Annotated in this window: 19 protein-coding genes; 10 read left to right on the top strand and 9 right to left on the bottom strand. The window is 69.0% G+C overall.

Features of this window, described 5'->3' with window-relative positions; translation table 11 throughout:
• The first annotated feature begins 7 nt into the window (after positions 1-7).
• Together OD997_RS17850 and OD997_RS17845 are read left to right on the top strand one after the other, a co-directional pair.
• Positions 8-265 (top strand): acyl carrier protein, encoded by a 258-nt coding sequence (locus OD997_RS17850; protein ID WP_434332888.1) that lies wholly within the window; start codon positions 8-10, stop codon positions 263-265.
• Between the two features lie 5 nt (positions 266-270).
• Complete coding sequence (locus OD997_RS17845) at positions 271-2,001, top strand: hypothetical protein (RefSeq protein WP_434332887.1); 1,731 nt, start codon at positions 271-273, stop codon at positions 1,999-2,001.
• On the opposite strand, the gene OD997_RS17840 is transcribed toward OD997_RS17845, so the two are convergent.
• Entirely contained in the window at positions 1,984-2,571 is a 588-nt protein-coding gene (locus OD997_RS17840; RefSeq protein WP_434332886.1) for an acyltransferase, read from the bottom strand. The genes OD997_RS17845 and OD997_RS17840 overlap by 18 nt on opposite strands.
• Before the next feature lie 7 nt (positions 2,572-2,578).
• Entirely contained in the window at positions 2,579-3,289 is a 711-nt protein-coding gene (locus OD997_RS17835) for a hypothetical protein (RefSeq protein ID WP_434332885.1), read from the bottom strand.
• A gap of 135 nt (positions 3,290-3,424) precedes the next feature.
• On the opposite strand from OD997_RS17835, the gene OD997_RS17830 reads away from it, so the two are divergent.
• Together OD997_RS17830 and OD997_RS17825 are read left to right on the top strand one after the other, a co-directional pair.
• Complete coding sequence (locus OD997_RS17830; protein WP_434332884.1) at positions 3,425-4,270, top strand: hypothetical protein; 846 nt, start codon at positions 3,425-3,427, stop codon at positions 4,268-4,270.
• Positions 4,267-5,598 (top strand): O-antigen ligase family protein, encoded by a 1,332-nt coding sequence (locus OD997_RS17825; RefSeq protein WP_434332883.1) that lies wholly within the window; start codon positions 4,267-4,269, stop codon positions 5,596-5,598. The genes OD997_RS17830 and OD997_RS17825 overlap by 4 nt, the downstream gene beginning before the upstream one ends.
• Positions 5,599-5,607: 9 nt before the next feature.
• On the opposite strand, the gene OD997_RS17820 is transcribed toward OD997_RS17825, so the two are convergent.
• Together OD997_RS17820 and OD997_RS17815 are read right to left on the bottom strand one after the other, a co-directional pair.
• Entirely contained in the window at positions 5,608-6,534 is a 927-nt protein-coding gene (locus OD997_RS17820) for a glycosyltransferase family 2 protein (protein WP_434332882.1), read from the bottom strand.
• 95 nt (positions 6,535-6,629) lie between these two features.
• Positions 6,630-8,192: a DUF4082 domain-containing protein gene (locus OD997_RS17815; protein ID WP_434332881.1), complete on the bottom strand. Its 1,563-nt coding sequence runs from the start codon at positions 8,190-8,192 to the stop codon at positions 6,630-6,632.
• A gap of 147 nt (positions 8,193-8,339) precedes the next feature.
• Here OD997_RS17815 and OD997_RS17810 point away from each other — a divergent pair, with 147 nt between their 5' ends.
• On the top strand, positions 8,340-8,837 hold the full coding sequence (locus tag OD997_RS17810; protein WP_434332880.1) for a VanZ family protein: 498 nt from the start codon (positions 8,340-8,342) through the stop codon (positions 8,835-8,837).
• Here OD997_RS17810 and OD997_RS17805 read toward each other — a convergent pair.
• From OD997_RS17805 to OD997_RS17785, 5 genes are all read right to left on the bottom strand, one after another.
• Positions 8,820-9,845 carry a TolB family protein gene (locus OD997_RS17805; RefSeq protein ID WP_434332879.1) on the bottom strand — a complete coding sequence of 342 codons (1,026 nt, stop codon included), beginning with the start codon at positions 9,843-9,845 and terminating at the stop codon, positions 8,820-8,822. The genes OD997_RS17810 and OD997_RS17805 overlap by 18 nt on opposite strands.
• A complete protein-coding gene (locus OD997_RS17800; protein ID WP_434332878.1) occupies positions 9,842-11,257 on the bottom strand; it encodes an MFS transporter in 1,416 nt (471 codons plus the stop codon). The genes OD997_RS17805 and OD997_RS17800 overlap by 4 nt, the downstream gene beginning before the upstream one ends.
• A gap of 33 nt (positions 11,258-11,290) precedes the next feature.
• Positions 11,291-11,917 (bottom strand): hypothetical protein, encoded by a 627-nt coding sequence (locus OD997_RS17795; protein WP_434332877.1) that lies wholly within the window; start codon positions 11,915-11,917, stop codon positions 11,291-11,293.
• Positions 11,914-12,780: a glycosyltransferase gene (locus tag OD997_RS17790; RefSeq protein ID WP_434332876.1), complete on the bottom strand. Its 867-nt coding sequence runs from the start codon at positions 12,778-12,780 to the stop codon at positions 11,914-11,916. Before OD997_RS17790 ends, OD997_RS17795 begins: the two co-directional genes overlap by 4 nt.
• 75 nt (positions 12,781-12,855) lie before the next feature.
• Entirely contained in the window at positions 12,856-14,388 is a 1,533-nt protein-coding gene (locus OD997_RS17785; protein ID WP_434332875.1) for a sugar transferase, read from the bottom strand.
• A 349-nt stretch (positions 14,389-14,737) separates the two neighbouring features.
• On the opposite strand from OD997_RS17785, the gene OD997_RS17780 reads away from it, so the two are divergent.
• The 5 genes from OD997_RS17780 (at position 14,738) to OD997_RS17760 (ending at position 18,491) form a co-directional block, all read left to right on the top strand.
• Positions 14,738-15,868 carry a low temperature requirement protein A gene (locus OD997_RS17780; RefSeq protein ID WP_434332951.1) on the top strand — a complete coding sequence of 377 codons (1,131 nt, stop codon included), beginning with the start codon at positions 14,738-14,740 and terminating at the stop codon, positions 15,866-15,868.
• A gap of 102 nt (positions 15,869-15,970) precedes the next feature.
• Positions 15,971-16,951, top strand: coding sequence for an intradiol ring-cleavage dioxygenase (locus OD997_RS17775; RefSeq protein ID WP_434332874.1), 981 nt, complete (start codon positions 15,971-15,973; stop codon positions 16,949-16,951).
• Positions 16,952-16,976: 25 nt separating this feature from the next.
• On the top strand, positions 16,977-17,243 hold the full coding sequence (locus tag OD997_RS17770; RefSeq protein ID WP_434332873.1) for a twin-arginine translocase TatA/TatE family subunit: 267 nt from the start codon (positions 16,977-16,979) through the stop codon (positions 17,241-17,243).
• Between the two features lie 3 nt (positions 17,244-17,246).
• A complete protein-coding gene (tatC, locus tag OD997_RS17765) occupies positions 17,247-18,065 on the top strand; it encodes a twin-arginine translocase subunit TatC (RefSeq protein WP_434332872.1) in 819 nt (272 codons plus the stop codon).
• 3 nt (positions 18,066-18,068) lie between these two features.
• A complete protein-coding gene (locus OD997_RS17760) occupies positions 18,069-18,491 on the top strand; it encodes a Sec-independent protein translocase TatB (protein ID WP_434332871.1) in 423 nt (140 codons plus the stop codon).
• Positions 18,492-18,615: the final 124 nt, after the last annotated feature.

The raw sequence follows: 18,615 nt of genomic DNA, 5'->3' as shown, positions 1-18,615 counted from the left end.
AGATCCCATGGCCGACACCATCGACACCGTACGCACCGTCCTCATCGACGCACTCGAGCTCTCGCAGAGCCCGGAAGACCTCACCCCCGACACCGCGCTCTTCGGCTCGCTGCCCGAGCTCGACTCCTTCGGGGTCGTCTCGCTCGTGGGCGCGCTCGAGGACACCTTCGAGATCACGATCGACGACGACGAGTTCGGCGCCGAGATCTTCGAGACGGTCGGTGCGCTCGTCTCGTTCGTGGACTCGAAGACGTCGCAGGGCTGACCGGGATGTACGACGACGCCGCGCTTCCCGGTTTCCTCGCGTCACTGGGGGAGGCTCCGGTGCGCGGCGCCCGGGAGGACGGCGCCGTCGCGACCACCACGCGCGGAGCGGTGACGCTCACCTCGTGGGGAACGTCACCGTCTCCCGGATCGTCGGACGTCGTCATCCTCTCCCGCGTCGTGCGTGACGGCGGTGGCGAAGTCGAGGAGCAGGCGGTGGTCGCGCGCATGCGCGACGACCCGTCGACCCTCGCCCGGCTGCTCCCACCGTTCGCGGCTGTGGCGGCCGACGAGCACGGGGCCACGATGGTGGCGGACTCGATGGGCTTCCGGCAGCTGTTCCACAGCGAGCCGGGTGACCCCGACCGCTGCGTGATGAGCACGTCCGCGCTGCTCGCGGGTCGACAGAGCGGCGCTTCCCTCGACGAGGTCGCGCTGGGCGTGCAGTCGCAGCTCGGCTGGCAGCTCGGCCAGCGGACCCTGCACACCGGCGTCCGCAAGCTCGCGCCGGGCGCCGTCGCCTCGCTCGGTGCCTCCGGAATCGTCGTCGACCACCCGCAGCCGGTGGACGGATCGCCCATCGTGCTCGCTGAAGCCGTCACGCAGGCGGCGGCCGTGCTCAGGGAGTCGCTAGAAGTGCTCCTCGACGACCACCCCGATGCGGTGCTGCAGCTGACGGGAGGGATGGACTCCCGTCTGCTCCTCGCGGCCGTCCCGCGGTCGCGTCGCCGCGGGCTCCGCGCCATGACCCTCGGAGACGCCGACAGCGGGGACGTGCGGATCGCGTCGCAGCTCGCCGCGCGGGACGGCATCCGCCACGAGGTCTATCGCGCCGCCGACATCAGCGGAGTCCGCCCGGACGAGGCCTGGGAGGCCAGCCGTTCTGCGGCGATCAGGCTCGACGGGATGGCCGACCCGATCACGCTGGCCGTGCTGGGGTGGGATGAGCGCAGCTTCGATCAGGGAGTGCGGATCTCGGGCCTCGGCGGAGAGGTCGCGCGCGGCTTCTACTACCTCGGTGCCGTGCACGACCGACCGGTCACGGCGCACGAGGCGTCGCGACTCGGCGCCTGGCGGATGTTCGTCAACGAGTCCGTCGAACCGGGCATGCTCGTCGACGACTTCGCCGCAGCCGCCCGGCACGACGCCGATGCCGAGCTCTTCGCCGCCCTGTCCGACGGCGATGCCGAGTGGTTCCGGGCTACGGACTCGCTCTATCTGCGCCACCGGATGCAGCGGTGGGCCGGAGCGACCGACACGGCGGTCGCCTACCAGCGCATCGTGGTCAACCCGATGCTGGACGAGCGGTTCCTCGGGCTGGCGCAGCGACTCGCCCCGCAGCAGAAGGCGGACTCGCGATTCCTCGCCTCGCTGCTGATGGAACTCGACCCCGACCTCGGAGGCATCCCGCTGGAGGGAAGGCTCGCTCCCGCCTCCTACGCGAATCCGACGGCGTGGCAGGGCCTCGCGAGGCGAGCGCTGCTCGCGCGCAAGCTCGCCCGCAAGGCCGCTCAGAGACTCCGGGGCACCAATCGCGCCGCGGAGGGCAACGTCGTCCTCGCGGACAAGGTCGTGGAGCACTGGAGGGCGAACAGTGCGCTGCTCGAGCCGCTCGCCGCCACCGGACTCATCGATGAGGCATGGATCGACGGAGTGCTGGCGGGTCGGATCGACCCGCGCCCCAGCTCCGTCGGGTTCCTCACGAACATGCTGGTCGCGTCAGGTCAGAGCGTCTGACTGCGCCGCGGCCGCGGCGGAGTCGGGCCTCGGTGCGTCGGCCTCGTCGAGACGGCGGGCGACACGGGCGGGGTTCCCCATCACGACGGTGTGCGCGGCGACGTCCTTCATCACGAGCGAGGCCGTGCCGACGACCGCGCCGCGCCCGATCGTGATGCCGGGCAGGATCACGCTGTTCGCGCCGATCCAGGCGCCCTCCTCGATCGTGACCGGCGCGCTGGTCAGCTCGCCGGCGCGCTTGGCGGGGGCGCCGAGCTCGTGCGATCCGGTGAGCACCAGGACGTTCATGCCGATCGACACGTTGCGTCCGACGCGCACCGGCGCCGAGCCGTCGAGGAAGACCCCGAAGTTGAGGGAGCTGCCACGCCCGATCGACACGGCGGTGCTTCCGATGAAGCCGCGTGCGTCGATCACCGAGCGCTCGATGTCGAATCCCGACAGGCGCAGCAGTATCCAGCGCGCGCGATCCGGCACCAGCATCGACGAGACGAATCCGTTGATCCACACGTTGAACAGATGCCGTCGCAGGATGACGCCGAGTCGACGGAGGATGCTCACGGGATTGCCCATGCGACGATCATAGACGCGGGGCGTCGGCCTCGACCTGCGCTCGGCGGCGCCGGACGCTGCGCCCGCGCTTCTGCTCGGGATCGTTGCGCGCGGAGGCGCGGACCTCGAGGATGACGACCACCGCGATCGTGCCGAGGACGCCCAGGACCAGGGTCATCCCCGCAGCGCGCGGACCGCTGCCGTCGACCTCGACGATCTGCGGCGCCTCCGGCGACATCCGGAGTCCGATCGAGTTGATGGGGTCGACTCCGTGCTCGCTCTCGAGTGCGCGGAGCTCGTCCTCGATCAGCGCGTAGGCCTCTCGGACGCGGTCCTGCGCGCGTTCGGGCGTCGTTCCCACCGTGGAGATGACGAGAACCTGCTGCTCGAAGGCGGCGATCCACTGGTTCCCGGTGTCGAGCAGTCTGATCCAGGTGGTCTCTGTGATGTCGGGGGAGCCGATCGGAGTCGCGGCCGCGCTGCCGAACTTCAACTGCTCGCCGGCGCCGTTGATGCGTTCGGCGACGATGCCGGCCGTGAAGATCAGGGATTCCGAGCTCGTGACGAGCTCGTTGGGATAGCGGGTGCTGGTCGGGGCGAGGAAGACGACCTCGGTGCGCGCCTGGTACATCGGCTCGGTGCGCGTGGAGAGATAGGCGAGGCCCAGCGTGAGGGCGGCGGCGACGGCCACGACGTACCAGCGCTTCCACAGAGCGCGCATCAGGTCGGCCAGCGTCATACCTTCATCACCGACTCTCAGGCGTCGTGTTGTACCGTTGTGTTGCAAATGAAGAGTAGCGCGCGCGACCTTGCGCTCGCTGGGAGTCGGACGTTCCTGCCTGTCGGCGGGTTCTCTCGGCAGGGGGAGTGACAGGTGGGGATCCAGGAGATCTTCGGGGCGTTGGGGCGCCGCTGGTATGTCGTGGTGGTGGGCGTGCTCGTCACCCTGGGTGCCGGATGGCAGCTGTACCAGACGACTCCGCCCGAGTACACGGCACGGAGCCTCGTGCTGCTCCTTCCTCCGCAGGGAGATGTCACGGCGCCCGAGGCGGTCGGCGTGAACCCCTTCCTCGAGCTGGCGGGACTCGATCTCACGGCGCGCGTCGTGATCGCCACGTACACGAGCACGGCCTTCGAAGAGGAGCTGGCGGAGGTCTCTCCCGATGCCGAGGTCGAGGTCAACATCGATGACTCCACCCGCGGCGGAGTCATCGCCGTCGTGGCGAAGGACCGAGGAGAGGCGCAGACCCTGCGCACCCTCGAGTACGTGACGGCGAGCGTGTCCGAGCGTCTCGCGTCGCTGCAGAAGGAGGTCGGCGTCGCCGACATCGACGCGGTCCGCTCCATGCAGCTGGCGACCGACACCGAGGCCACCCGCGATTTCCAGTCCCTGATCCGACTGCTCGTCATCGTCGTCGGAGCAGGATTCGGGGTGACGTTCGTGCTGGCGCTCGTCCTCGACGTGGTGCTCGTGCGGCGCCAGCGCCGAGGCTTCATGGTGCGCCGCGAGCGCCCGTCGTGGTTCTGGAAGCGCAAGAGCGCAGCGGTGCAGGGTGCCGCGGACGAGACCGAGCCGACGTCGTCCACGGGACGGTCACCTCGCCTTCCCGATCTCGACGATGATTCGTCGTCGCCCAACGGCGCCCCGCGCCCGCGCAGCGGACGCCGACGCGCCCCGGCGAGTCCTCGACCTGCACCCCGCCAAGACACCCGGCCATGACCACGATCGCCTACGAGGGCGCGGCGAGCCTGCGAGACAGGCCGCAGCCGCGCCCGAGGTCGGCGGACTCGGTCACGTGGCTGACGCTGTACCTCGTCGTCCTGCTGGCGATCCCGTCGCGCTTCGTGATCGGGCCGCTCGGCAGCGCAGGAGCGCCCTCGATGCTGATGGGACTCGTCAGCCTCGTCCTGTGGCTGTCGCTGCTGCTCATGCGCCGCCGGTCCGCGGTGCGCCTGCGTTTCTATCCGCTGCGCTGGGCTCTCGGGATCATGATCTTCGTCTCCGGGATCTCGTACGCGCTCGCGATGTCGCGGCCGATCAACGGCGACGAGATCAGCCCGGCGGACGTGGCCCTGCTCTCCCTGCTCTCGTGGGCGGGCACGCTGCTGCTCGCCGCGGACACGATCCGCACCCGCCGCCGCGTCGACGACCTCGTGTGGCGCGTCGCGATGGCGGGCGGGCTCTTCGCGCTGCTCGGTCTCGCGCAGGTGGTCACCGAGCAGTCGATCACGAACCTCATCAGCATCCCCGGGCTGTCCGAGGTGTCGAGCTCCGAGCTCACCTTCCGCAACGGCTTCGTGCGCCCGAACGGCACCGCGACGCATCCGATCGAGTACGGGGCGATCGTCGCGATGATCCTGCCCCTGGCGCTGCACGTCGCGCTGAATCACACCCATCGATCGGCGCTGCTGCGATGGATGCCGGCGGTCGCGATCCTCGCCGTGGTCGGCCTCTCGGGCTCGCGCTCCGCCTATCTCTGCGCGATCGTCGGAGTGGTCGTCTGCATGTCCGCCTGGACCCCGGTGCTGCGTCGCTGGATGATCGGTCTCGCCGTGGGCGGGCTGGTCGTCGTGTCGCTGGTGTACCCGCGGATCATGCGCTTCATCACCGGCCTCTTCGAAGACCCCGACCAGGACCCCAGCATCACGTCGCGCACCGACAGCTTCGACTTCGCGTGGACCTTCATCGCGCAGCATCCGCTGTTCGGGCGCGGATTCGGGACGTTCCTGCCCAAGCACCGGATCTTCGACAACCAGTTCCTCGTGCAGCTGGTGAGCGTCGGCCTGATCGGGACCATCGCGCTCGTCGCGCTGGGCTGGGTCGCGATCTCGGAGATGACCCGCGTCGCGAGGACCACCCGCGGGTCGGAGGTCATGCGCACGCGCGACCTGACGGCGTCGATGTCGGGCGCGATCGCCGCCGGGTTCGTCAGCATGGCGTTCTTCGACGCGTTCGCCTTCCCCATGACGATGGGCACGCTGTTCCTGCTGCTCGGCATCGCCGGCGCGATATCGCGACTCGATCGCGACCATCAACCGTCCTGGTGACCTCGGAGGTCAGACGCGCACTCCCTCGAGCCAGCCGGGACCCCGGCGCTCCCGCCAGCGGCGTGGGGTGAGCAGATCGAGGAACGCGGCGCGGCTCGTCTTCTTGCCGAGCGCCGCACGGGACCCTTCGCGCAGCACCAGGGCGAGCCAGAACGCCACGGATGCCACCGGGCCGTGGCGCCGGGCGTAGAGCATGGCCCTGTTCAGCGTGAGCAGCGACCACAGTCGGGGCGAGTGCGCCGACTCGCCTTTCAGATGCTGGGCGACGGCGGTCGGCTCGTAACGCAGCACGAAGCCGCGGTCGCGAGCGCGCAGGTGGTACTCGGTCTCCTCCGAATAGAGGAAGTAGGACTCGTCCCACGGCCCGCAGGCGCGTGCGCAGGTGGCGCTCACCAGCTGGGTCGACCCCTCTGCCCAGTCCGCGATCCGGGGCGAGTCGTAGAGGGCGGTGTCGGCGACGACCTCGCCGAGCGTGCCGATCCGACCGGCGCGGCGCGCGCCGATCAGCGCATCGGCCCAGATCCGGCGCAGCGCGGGTTCACGGCGCAGCGAGCAGTTGAGTGCGCCGTCGGCCTCGATGAGCCGCGGCACCGCGATGCCGGTCCTCTCGTCGAGCGTCGCGAAGAGCGAGGCCGCGCACCCGGGGGTGAGCCGCACGTCGGCGTTGATGATGAAGTAGGCGTCCTGATCCCCCGCTGCCTCGATGGCGGCGTTCACGCCACCGGAGTACCCCAGGTTGCCACCGGTCTCGACGACGATCGCCTCGGGGGCGTGCCGGGCGATCTCCCGGAGGGTGTCATCGCCGGAGGCGTTGTCCGCGAAGACGAGCGTCCACTCGGTTCCCGCGGCTCCCTCGGGAATCGAGGCGACGAGGTCCCGGATCAGGGGAGCACTGTGGAACGTGACGACGCAGATGGCGATGCGCGGGGCGGGCAAGTGACTACCTCGTTCTCCTAGGCGATTCGGCCCTTCGACGATCGAGGCGCACGGTGGCTCGGAGCCACCGTGCGCCTCGAAGGTCGGCCTGTCGATCAGCCTACGGGTTTGCCGTCGTCGAAGACGTTGTTCGACCAGACATTCCCCGGCGCCTTGCTGTCGAAGGAGACGATCGCGCCGTAGTACCCGCAGACGCCGGACTCGCCGCGCTGCCAGATGTTGTTCGTGAACTTGATGTTGTTCACGCCGGCCGAGTACGGCTTGTCGGTGGAGGATCCGCCGTACACGCAGTATCCGCCGGAGCCGCCGACGAACAGGTTGCCGTCGATCGTGTTCTTCTCGACCACGGCGAAGTCGCCGTATCCGGTCAGAGCGGCCGAGCAGCCGGCGCTCGCCGAGCCGTCGGCGGCACCGCAGGCGATCGTGTTGCCGCGGATCACGCTGTTGGAGCCCATGCGGATCCCCGACTGGTGCGAATCGCTGCCCGGTTCGCGGTACTGGTCGTGCACGAAGGATGCTTCGACCGAGCAGTTGCTGAAGCAGTTGATCGAGCGGTTGCCGCCGGTCACCTCGACGCGCAGGGCGGCGAAGTTGGAGTCGCCGATGCCGGTGCCCTCGGAGTCGTCGCCGACGTCGATGTTGCTGTCGGTGACGCTGAACGAGCCGGAGCCGTCGGTCGGGTGGGTCCAGATCGAGCCGTTGATCTGCGAGTTCGTGATCGTCACGTTCTTCGCGAGGATGCGGAGCTGGCAGTTGATGATCTTCGAATCGATCACGGTGTTCGGCGTCTGGATGGCGCACGGACCCGAGTACGGGGTGAGCGCGGTGCCTGCGGGGACGCCCGTGGTGTCCGCGTTCGGGAAGCTGCGATCGAGGACGATCGTGCCTCCGGTCTCGGGAGCCGTGACCGGAGGTTCGGGCGTCACGACCGGGGGAGACGTCGGCGTCGGGGGCACCGGGGCCACGGTCTCGGTCGGGGTCGGAGTGGGCGTCGGAGTCGCGGTCGGCTGCGTGGTCGCCGTCGCGGTCGGTTCGGGACGCGGAGTGGTGGAGCCGTCCGGAGCGAAGACGACGTCGACGAGGTAGTTGCTGCCGCGCCATGTCGAGTCCGGGAAGGCGCTCGTGTCGGTGTAGGTGTAGACGCCGGCGCTGGCGCCGAGCGTGAACCCGTTCACAGACCGGGCCTTGAGCAGATCGCCCTCGGTGACGGCGTATCCGCCCCGGGGAGCGAAGTAGGACGCGACGTAGGTGCTGCCGGCGGTGACATCCACCGGCTCATCGAGCGTGAGGGTGCGCCATCCGGGTGAGCGGGTCGCTGAGAAGTCGACCTCGGCGAGCACATCGCCGTCGCCGGACCACAGCGTCGCCGAGGTGACGCCCCGGGCGCCGCGGCTCTGGTAGTACTGCAGCGCAGTGATGCTGCCGGAGTTCTCCGCGGTGAAGCGGATGCCGAGTTCGACCGCGCTCCGGTCGGAGTCCACGGCGATTCCCGGTGCGAGGTCGTCCGGGAAGATCCCGGTCGTCGAGGCTTGAGCACTCGAGGCGACTCCGATGCCCGCTGTCGTCAGAACGGCGACGAGGGCGAGGGTGAGGGCGATGCGAAAGCGTTTGATATGTGTGAGGTTACGTATGCGCGTGTGCGTGTCGTGGCTGATCATCACAATCCTGTATCAGTCTGTATCGGGCTTCCCCTCCCGTCGGCAAGGGTACACGACTCCCGTGAACGCGCCTACTATGCTTCATCTGCCGTATGCGCGCGACCCGATCAGGGCCGCGGCGAGTCAGGGCGAGGGGGCTGCTTTCCGATGGAACCGTCACGAGGACCCCGCGCCCGGCCCTGGGTGATCGTCGGCCTGGGGCTCTATCTGCTCGTGGTGGTCGCGATCCTCGTGCTGCCGGTGTCGTACGCCGACATCGTGCACGCGCTGGGTGAGCGTCTCCGCGAGATCGGCATCGGAGGCTTCGGCACGGGCTGGATCGAGTTCGTCACCAACATCCTCATGTTCGCTCCGCTCGGTTTCCTGCTCACGCTGCTGTTCCGTCACACCTGGCGCGGGGTCCTGCTCGCTCTGCTCTTCTCCGCGGCGGCCGAGATCGCGCAGATCGTGATCCCGTCCCGTCAGCCCAGCATCCGCGACGTGCTGGCCAACGTGCTCGGGGCCGCGATCGGTGCCGGCATCGCGTGGGTGGTGGTCCTGCGCCGACGTGCACGGGGTCGCCGCGATGAGGCGCAGTCGACGGACGCGGCGTCGACGGACGGATCGGGCTCGGGCTCGCGAGGCGCGTCAGTCTCTGACCACTGACGGCGACCAGGCGTGCTCGATGAAGACCTGCGCTGCGCCGGAGCCGTCGGCTGAGAGCGACCACACGTCCGTGTCGCCGGGAACGCCCTCGCGCGGCATGCCGTAGAGGATCGTGTCGTCGTCGAGCCACTCGATCTGATCGTCGATGCTGCGCTCCTCGGGGAGGAGCTGCACCTCGCCGGTCTTCAGATCCATGATCGCCGGCGTCCAGTGCACGGTCGGACCCGAACCGGACGTGACCTTCTTGAACGCGATTCTGGTGCCGTCGGGCGACAGGGACGGGCACTCGACGTCGTCGGCGACGGTGGTCAGGGTGCGCTCGTCCAGGTCGCCCTTGACGAGCTGCGTCGTCCCCTCGAGCGTCAGCCCGACCGTGGCGTAGAAGGTGGTGTCGTCGACGAACGTCACGCCCCAGAAGTTCCGGTCGGCGGCGGTCGACACCGCACCATCGCGGATGAACGTGAACTCCTCGAGGTTGCCGAGGCTCTCGCCCTCGCGCGTGCGGATGACCGTCTCGGTGGAGAAGCCGATCGTCGCGTAAGAGTGGCCGGTGACGAACGACGTCGTCGCGATGAGCTCTCCGTCGGAGGAGATCCGCGTGCGGCTCGGGACGCCGGGCAGCGGCCATCGGTCGGTCGGGGACTGCTCGTTGTCGTAGATGACCGCCTCGAACGTCGTGGCGATCCCACGATCCGTGCGCAGGCACGCGAACTCGTCGTCGACGGCGTCGACGCGGTCGCAGACGACATCGGTCAGCGATCGGGACCCCTGGGGGTCGTCGAGCGGAACGCTGGCGACATGGCCGTAGCCCTGACCCGATGCCGTGTTGCGGAAGACCACGCGGTCGCCGACGTCCCATCCCGCAGCTGCGTCCGCAGTCTCCACGGCGCTGGGTGCGCTCTGCCGCTGCTCGAACTGCTGCCAGGCGAACCACGCCACCACGGCGCTCGCGCCGAGGGCGATGACGGCCACAGCGGTGACCAGCAGCCAACGGACGCGCGCGCTCATCGTCGGTCCTCCCCGGCAGGGTCGCCGATCTCGTCCGGCGTGGCGGGGTCGGCGGTGACCGAATCCGCCGCGTGAGGCTCGGCCGCAGGTTCCGCCGCATGGACGGGTGCTGTGCGCTCGGGTGCGCGCAGCAGCGGTCTCAGAAGCGCGGCGACGAGGGGTATGGCGACGGCCAGGACCACGGCGACGACGATCAGCGACGTGTCACGTCCGAAAGCGAACCAGAGGATGCCGAATCCGGTCGCAGAGGCGAATCGTGCGAGCGCGACGACCGTCTGCGCCGCAGCGATTCCCGTGCCCCGGGTCTCGGGCGTCGTGAGCTGCGCCGCGAGCGCCGCGAGCACACCGTCCGTGGCGGCATAGAAGCCGCCGAGGAACGCGAGGCAGAGCACGGTCGCGGCGATGTCGGGGACCGGCAGCACGGCGACCACATACGCGGCGAGCAGGGCCCCGTGGCCCCAGACGAACACCCGTGCGCGTCCGATGCGGTCCGAGAGTCGTCCGAGAGGGATCGCGAAAGCGAGGAACGCGACGTTCGTGCCCACATAGAGGAGGGGGAACCACTGGGCGGCGAAGTCGCTGCGCGACTGGAGTACGAGGTAGACGAAGCCGTCGCCGATCGTCAGCAGCCCGAGGATGCCGGCAGCGGCGAGGACGCGGCGAAGAGAGCCCGTCGTGAGCACGGACCAGTCGAAGCGGCGCCGCGGTGCGGGTTCGGGCTGCCCCGAACCCGCGGTCGCGGTGCCCGGGGTGGTCTCGAGCGGATCCTCCTCGGTCGCGCGCGTGCGCACGTTGGGGACGATGAGACCCAGGATGACCACGCCGATCATCGCGAACGCCAGCGAGATCACGAAGATCACGTGGTAGCCGTCGGGGATGATCAGGAGGATGAAGAACGCGAGGAGCGGACCGATGGCCGCGCCGATGTTGTCGAGCGTGCGGTGCACTCCGAACGAGGTGCCGAGGTTGTCGGGATCGGACGAGGCCGTGATCAGCGCATCGCGGGGGGCGGTGCGGATGCCCTTTCCGATGCGGTCCGCCGTGATGACCGCGGTCAGCATCGTGAAACCGGCGGCGAAGAGCAGCCCGACCCGGGCGACGGCGGCGAGCGCGTATCCGACGAAGGCTACCCACTTCGGGCGGTCGTAGCGGTCGGATGCGTACCCGCCCGCGATCCGGACGATGGCCGACACGCCCTGGTACAGGCCGTCGAGAAGGCCGAAGGCGATCGTCGACAGGCCCAGCACCCCGGTGATGTACAGCGGCAGGATGGCGGCGACCGACTCCGAGGAGATGTCGGTGAGCAGCGAGACGACTCCGAGGCTGACGACCGTCGACGAGACGGTCCGAGCCCCCGGCTTCTTCACGCCGCGTTCACTGCGTTCCGGCTTGTTCGAGAAGGAGATGTACACAGGTGATCATTCGTTCCGATTGCGGGGCGGTCGTCACTCGGTGCGGAAAGAACCGAGGATGTTGTACACGGTACCTGTCGCGGAGTCTGCGGAGAACGCGAGAGTCACGGTCGCCGATCTGCCCGCGAAGGTGAGCACCTGGGGGTCTCCGGACGACTGCTCCACCAGCCCGAGTCCGGACCAGAGGGTGCGGTAGCCGGCGAGGACGTCGGCCGACGACGCGTCGGTGCGGGCGACGAGCGTCGCCTGCATCGCCGATCCCTCGCTCGCGATCGCACTCGAGAGCACCTCCGACTCGTCGAGGGGGCCGACGATGCTCGACGGGAAGCCGTCGACGAGGCCGTCGGCGCGGCTGCCGGATGAGGGCAGGGGTGCCGAGACGAGGGGGCCGGACGGTGCGAGATCCGGGATGCGGTCTGCGGAGGGAGGCGAGTCCTCCGGAGACTGGACCTCGGATCCGCTCGTCGGCTCCGCTCCGGGAACCGGGCCGGGGGTGGCGGAGGCGGTCGCCGTCGGCGGCGGCGTGCTCGTGTCGGAGCCGGCGGTGGCGAACCAGGCCGCTGCGGCCAGCGCGATCACGACGACTCCCGCGGCACCCCACAGGACGCGCTTCATCCCGGGCGTCAGCCGCGCGGTCGCGCCGTTCTCCGGGTCGGTCATCTCGGCCCCCTGCCGGCATCCTGGTTCCTCTCGGCGGGTCGCCAGGAGTTCGGTGCGTCGGACGGTCTGCGGGCGAGGGCGCCTGCGATCAGGGTGATCAGCACGTACGGTACGGCCGGGAAGGCGAGTCGCGGGTGCGGGACGACGACGTCGCGGAGCCACGACCACCTGTTCGAGGCGCGCACGTCGGCATCGACCGCACCGTCGTCCGCTGCCGACCGCATCTGAGCGTTGCCGCGTCGGACGCGGACCAGGCGCCGGACGAGCTCCCGCGTCGTGAACGGCGCGTCGACCGTGATCGTGACGGCGTCGACCTGCTCCTTCTCGGACGCGTCGAACTGCGCGTCGAGGAAGAGGTCGTCGGCCACCATGAGCGGAAATGCCTCGAAGCGACGTCGACCCGACTCCGAGACCGCGATCATCCCGCGGCCGAACAGTCCGTCGCGGAAGACGGGGAGGCGCTCATTGATCGCGAAGTACGAACGCACGGGCCACGGTCGCCCCGTCGTGTCGATCCGCCGGCGGGGCACGACCGCGAGAGGCGCGGGGGCGTGCGCGAATCTGTCGAGCAGCGAGGCCACGGCCCCGCGCGGGACGACGATGTCGGCGTCGAGGTAGATGCGGGGGAACCGGGTCGCGACCCGTTCCGCCGCGTTCAGGGCATCGGCCTTGCCGGGATCCGGCCGGTCGATGACGACGACGCCGCGTGAGGACGCCACCGCGACGGTGGCGTCCGTGCAGCCGTTGGCGCTCACGACGATCTCGATCGGGATGTCCCCGGCGTCGGCGTCGGCGATCAGCGCATCGAGGCACGATCCGAGGACGCCCTCCTCGTTGTGCGCGGCGATGATCACACTCACCATGACAGCCCCCTCAGACCGTTCGCGTAAAGCCCCTGCCCACCGGCGCGGTGCATGCCGCGCCCGATCCCTGTCAGATCAGTATGCCCCGCTGGGCTGCACCATGGCCTTCGCGGTGCGCCACATGATGTGCAGGTCATCCTTCACGGACCAGTTCTCGACGTAGCGGAGGTCGAGTCGCACGCTGTCCTCCCACGAGAGGTCACTGCGTCCGGAGACCTGCCACAGGCCGGTGATCCCCGGCTTGACGAACATGCGACGCGACACGAAGTCGTCGTAGCCGCTCACCTCGTGAGGCAGTGGCGGACGCGGGCCGACGACGCTCATGTCGCCGATCAGGACGTTCCAGAACTGGGGGAGCTCGTCGAGGGACAGCTTGCGCAGCACCTTGCCGACGCGCGTGACCCGCGGGTCGTCCTTCATCTTGAACAGGAGGCCCGATCCCTGGTTCTGCTCCTTGAGTGCGGCGAGCTGCTGCTCGGCATCCGTCTTCATCGACCGGAACTTCACGATGGTGAAGTTCTGTCCGTCGCGGCCCACACGCGTCTGGAAGTAGAAGAGAGGACCGGGAGAGTCGATCTTGACGAGCAGCGCCAGGATCGGGGTGATGAGCGCGATCGGGATGAGCGCCGCCGCGGCGACGATCACGTCGAGCGTGCGCTTGACCGTGTAGCGGGTGCCCTCGTAGGCGCTGACGCGTGCCCGGATCAGCGGCAGGCCGTCGACCGTCGAGAACGAGATGCGGTCGGCCGCGACCTCGGGAAGGGGATTGGACAGCACGAGCTCGGCGACCTTGCCCTCGAGCTGCCAGCTGAGCGTCTTCACGAAGTCGGGCTCGTCCGCCGGGCGGCTCGCGATCAGGACCGTGTCGACGCCGAGCTCGGCTGCGGTCTCGGCGATCGACGTGATGTTGCCGAGCACGGGGAACAGCACGCCGTCGTGCGCGAGGTCGCGAGCGTTCCCGTCGAGAAGGGTGATGCCCACGACGTCGTACCCCGTCGTGCCGGTCGGGTGCAGCGACCGCAGAACGTGTTCGACGTCGTCTCTGTTGCCGACGACGAGCGTGCGCGAGGCGAATCGCCCCTGCGCACGCTGCGCCGTCAGCCGGTGCCGCCAGACCCGCCGGGTGACGAGCAGGGCGGCTCCACCGAGCGGGAGGCCGACGAGCAGAACGGGCTGCATCGAGTGCCACCCGAGCAACACGCTGAGCATGGCGATGATCCCCAACGCCAGCCCGGTGGCGTGAAGCACACCTCGGTTCTCGGTGGTGCCGGAACGGAACAGCGCTGCATCACGAGTGTGCAGGAGGCTGAGCATCAGATACCACAGGGTGGCCGACAGGACGACGGTGCGCAGCGCCTCTTCCGCTGCGACTCCCGTCACCAGTTGGACCGCCGCAGTGGCTCCGACCGCGACCAGGATGACCCCGGCATCCGTGATCTGCAGCCAGTTCCGATGACGCCGCTCCCAGGTGCGGCGTCGTTCCAGCGTTGCGGAGACGCGCGGTGCCACCACCGAACGCGTCCCCGACGACGTGGCTCGCGGAGCGGCGATCGGCGCGAGGACCGAACCCGTGCGAGCGATGCTCACGGCATCCTCGACGGAGGTCATGCCGAGGCCCCTTGAGCCGTGATTGAACGCAGACGTCCCCAGTGCGCCATGATTTCCCCAGTTTTCCCCAGACTGGAAGCCCCACGCCCCCAGCAAAATCTGCATCCCGACCCCTCGGGTCCTGCTACTTCCGTGATCCCACACCACGGAATGTGATCGACGTCCCAACGCCGATCTCTTGCAGCAGGCACTGCAGATGGGTTTCACTGTAGCCGAACCTCGTCCCGCGCGGTAGATATATCGTGAGAATGGACGAATCGGTGCTCGCCGGGGAGGGTCAGCGGGCTCCGCGGATCGGTAATGTGACCGCGTGACCACGACTCCCGCTCCTCGATTCCACCTGAGCCGCATGCTGCCGCGCGATCCCGCACAGCCGCATCGCGCGGCAAGCACGCTCGAGCTCTTCTTCGATCTGGTCTTCGTCGTCGCCGTGAGCATCGCCTCGGCGCAGCTGCACCACGCGTTGAGCCATGGCGACTTCGTGCACGGCATCACGTCGTACGCGATGGTCTTCTTCGCGCTGTGGTGGGCGTGGATGAACTTCACGTGGTTCGCGACCTCGTTCGACACGGACGACTGGCTGTACCGCGTCACCACGATCGTGCAGATGGGCGGGGTGCTCGTCTTCGCCTCCGGGATCCCCGCCGCGTTCGAGCACGGCGACTTCACCGTGCCCGTCCTCGGGTACATCGTGATGCGCATCGCGATGGTCGCGCAGTGGCTTCGGGCGTCGCGGGGTGCGGGGGAGCTGCGGTCGGCGACCCGCCGGTACGCCTTCGGGATCGCCGCGGTGCAGGTGCTGTGGGTGCTGTTCCTGCTCATTCCCTCTGGTCCCGCGCAGCTCATCGCCTTCGTGGTGTTCGCGCTGATCGAGGTCAGCGTTCCGGTGTTCGCCGAGTATCGGAGGCAGACGCCGTGGCATCCGCATCACATCACCGAGCGGTACGGCCTCTTCACACTGATCGTGCTCGGGGAGAGCCTGCTCGCATCTGCCAACGCGATCATCGACGCGAGCCATGAGCTGGAATCGTTCGTCCCCCTCATCTCCATCTCCGTGCTGACTCTCGCAGTGACGGCATCGCTGTGGTGGATCTACTTCTGGCCGCCGCACCACCGGGCGATCACGACGTTCGGTCGCTCGCTCCGCTACGGCTACACGCACTACGTGGTGTTCGCCGCCGCCGCCGCGTTCTCGGCCGGCATCGAGGTCGAACTCGACGTCCTCACCGGGGAGAGCCACCTCTCGAACGTCGTCGCCTCCTACACGGTGACGATCCCGATCGCGATCTTCCTGCTCGGGATCTGGTGGATCGCGATCCGCGAGAACGCCGACCGAGTCGTGAATACGGCGATCCCGATCGGGGCGGTCCTCGTGCTGCTCGACCCGATCCTGCCGATCCCGGTGGCGATCACCGCGCTGGTGCTCGTCGCGATCGTCGTCGTGCTGGTGCTGCATCCGCCCGTCGACAAGAGGTCATAGCTTTCGCATAGACGAGGCATAGCTCGCTGATCGGCTCCTCCGTGACCATGGGTACATCGACAACCGCATCGACAACCCGAACCCACCGAGAGGAGCACGATCATGAGCCGCATACCCGAACCCGTCCAGACCCCTGAGGGCCCCACCTACGAAGGGCGGCTGCTCGACCGGGTGGATGAGGAGGTCATCGATCAGGGCGCCGCCTTCGACATCCGCACCCTCGTGACCCGCCGCGGCGTGCTCGGTCTCGCAGGTCTCGGCGTCGGCGCGGTCGTCCTGGCCGCCTGCGCCCCCGCAGCGACCGGCACGTCGAGCACGAGCAGCAGCGACCCCACGGCGACGACCGAGAGCGACGCGTCGACCGGCACCGCGACAGCGGCGGGGGAGATCCCCGACGAGACCGCAGGCCCCTACCCCGGAGACGGATCCAACGGTCCCGACGTGCTCGAGGAGTCCGGCATCGTTCGCCAGGACATCACGACCTCGATCGACGGATCGGCCACGGCCGACGGCATCCCGCTCACTTTCGAGTTCGAGGTGCTCGACCTCGCGAACGGTGGGGTGCCCTTCGCGGGTGTCGCCGTGTACGCCTGGCACTGCACCGCGCAGGGGGAGTACTCGATGTACTCCTCAGGGCTCGAGGACGTCACGTACCTTCGCGGCGTGCAGGTGGCGGATGCCGAGGGCAAGGTCTCGTTCTCGTCGATCTTCCCGGGCTGCTACTCGGGACGCTGGCCCCACATCCACTTCGAGGTGTACCCGGACGTCGAATCGATCACCGACTCGGCCAACGCGATCGCCACCTCGCAGATGGCGCTCCCCGAAGAGGCATGCGCCGCGGTGTACGCGGATTCCCGCTACGACGGCTCCTCACGGAACCTGTCGCAGACGAGCCTCTCCGGAGACAACGTGTTCGGCGACGACTCCGCCGCCCTGCAGCTGCCCACCATCACGGGAGACGTGGCCGGCGGCTACGCGACCACCCTCGTGGTCGGCGTCGACACGACGACCACTCCCACCGCAGGATCCGCCCCCTCGGGTGGCGACGGCGGCCCCGGCGGCGGTCAGCCGCCGTCCCACTGACGCTCTCACGAAAGGAGAGAAAGACATGCTTCAGAACCTCACAGGGTGGCACGCCCTGATCATCCTCGCGATCGTCCTCCTCGTCTTCGGCGCGGCGAAGCTCCCCGCCCTCGCCAAGAGCGTCGGGCAGTCCATGCGGATCCTCAAGTCCGAGGTCTCCGAGCCTGCGGGCGACACCGCGGCCGTGCCGAACGCCGAGTCGCGGCCGGTGACCACACGGGACGCCCGTGCGTACGTGGACGCCGTCGCGTCGGACGATCTCGCCCGTCCCGTCGCCCGTACAGCGGAGTAGATCATGACGGCGCTCGCTCCTGATGCGGTCGGGCCCCCGGCCTCGGCGACGCCGGCCGGCGCCTCTGCCGGGATGCCGTTGTCGGAGCACCTGAGGGAGGCCCGCACGCGGTCCCTCCGGGCGGCGGCGGCGTTCGTCTTCGGGGTGGTGGTCGGCTACGTCCTCTCCGACCAGATCATGGAGGTCGTGCGGGCGCCGATCACCGCGCTCGCCGAGTCCCGCGACGCGAGCCTGAACTACGACAGCATCACGGGGGCGTTCGACCTCAAGCTCAAGATCGCCCTCTTCTCGGGCATCGCGCTGTCGAGTCCGATCTGGATGTACGAGCTGTTCGCATTCCTCGCCGCCGGACTCGACCGGCGCGAGAAGAGGTACACGTTCGGCTTCCTCGCGGCGTCCGTCCCGCTCTTCGCCGGCGGCTGCACTGCGGGGTTCCTTCTCTTCCCTCATATGGTCGACCTGCTGGCGGGCTTCGCCTCGACAGAGGACAGCACCCTGCTGCAGGCCTCCTACTATGTCGACTTCATCCTGAAGATCGTGCTCGCGACCGGTGTCGCCTTCGTGCTGCCGGTGTTCCTCGTGATGCTCAACCTGCTCGGCATCCTCCAGGCGCGCACGATCGCCCGCAGCTGGCGCATCGTCATCGTGGCGATCGTCCTCTTCAGTGCCATCGTCACTCCGGCCGCCGACGTGCTGTCGATGTTCCTGATCGCCGTGCCCATGACGGCGCTGTTCCTCGTCGCGCTGCTCATCGCCTGGCTCCACGATCGAGCGGCGGCTCGTCGGCTCTCGGTGGGCACCGATCGGGCGATGGAGGGCTGACCGATGTTCGGACTCACGATCGAGAAGCTGTTCCTGGTCGCCCTGCTGGCCGCGGTGATCATCGGTCCACGCCGACTTCCGGAGTACGCCCAGAAGCTCGGCGCGCTGATCCGCCGACTCACCGTGCTCGCGGGCGATGCCACCCGTCGCGCCGAGCAGGAGACCGGGGTCGCGACGATCCGACAGGACTGGACCGCCCTGGACCCTCGGCAGTACGACCCTCGGCGCATCATCCGGGAGGCATGGGCTGCGGTCGAGGCCCCGGAGATCGCGGAAGTCGTGGCTCCTCCAGGGAGAGCATCCGCCGACGATTCCCGCGCCCCTGCCGGCACCTGGGTGATCGCCGGGTCGTCGGGTCATCCGCGTCGTGTCTGGGTGCCCGTGGAAACTGCTCCTCGCCCTGTGGATGCCGATCTGCTAAGCTGATGGTGCAGCGTGTGTTCTGGCCCCCTCTAGGCCACCACGAAGCCACTGATCAGGGCCATCACGGACCAAGCGCATCGATGCGCGCGGCATCCGCCCTCGATCTCATCATCTTGCGGGCCGCGAC

This window comes from Microbacterium sp. CGR1 (genome assembly GCF_051062835.1).
Lineage (GTDB): Bacteria > Actinomycetota > Actinomycetes > Actinomycetales > Microbacteriaceae > Microbacterium.
This window is presented reverse-complemented; position numbering and strand designations above follow the sequence as displayed.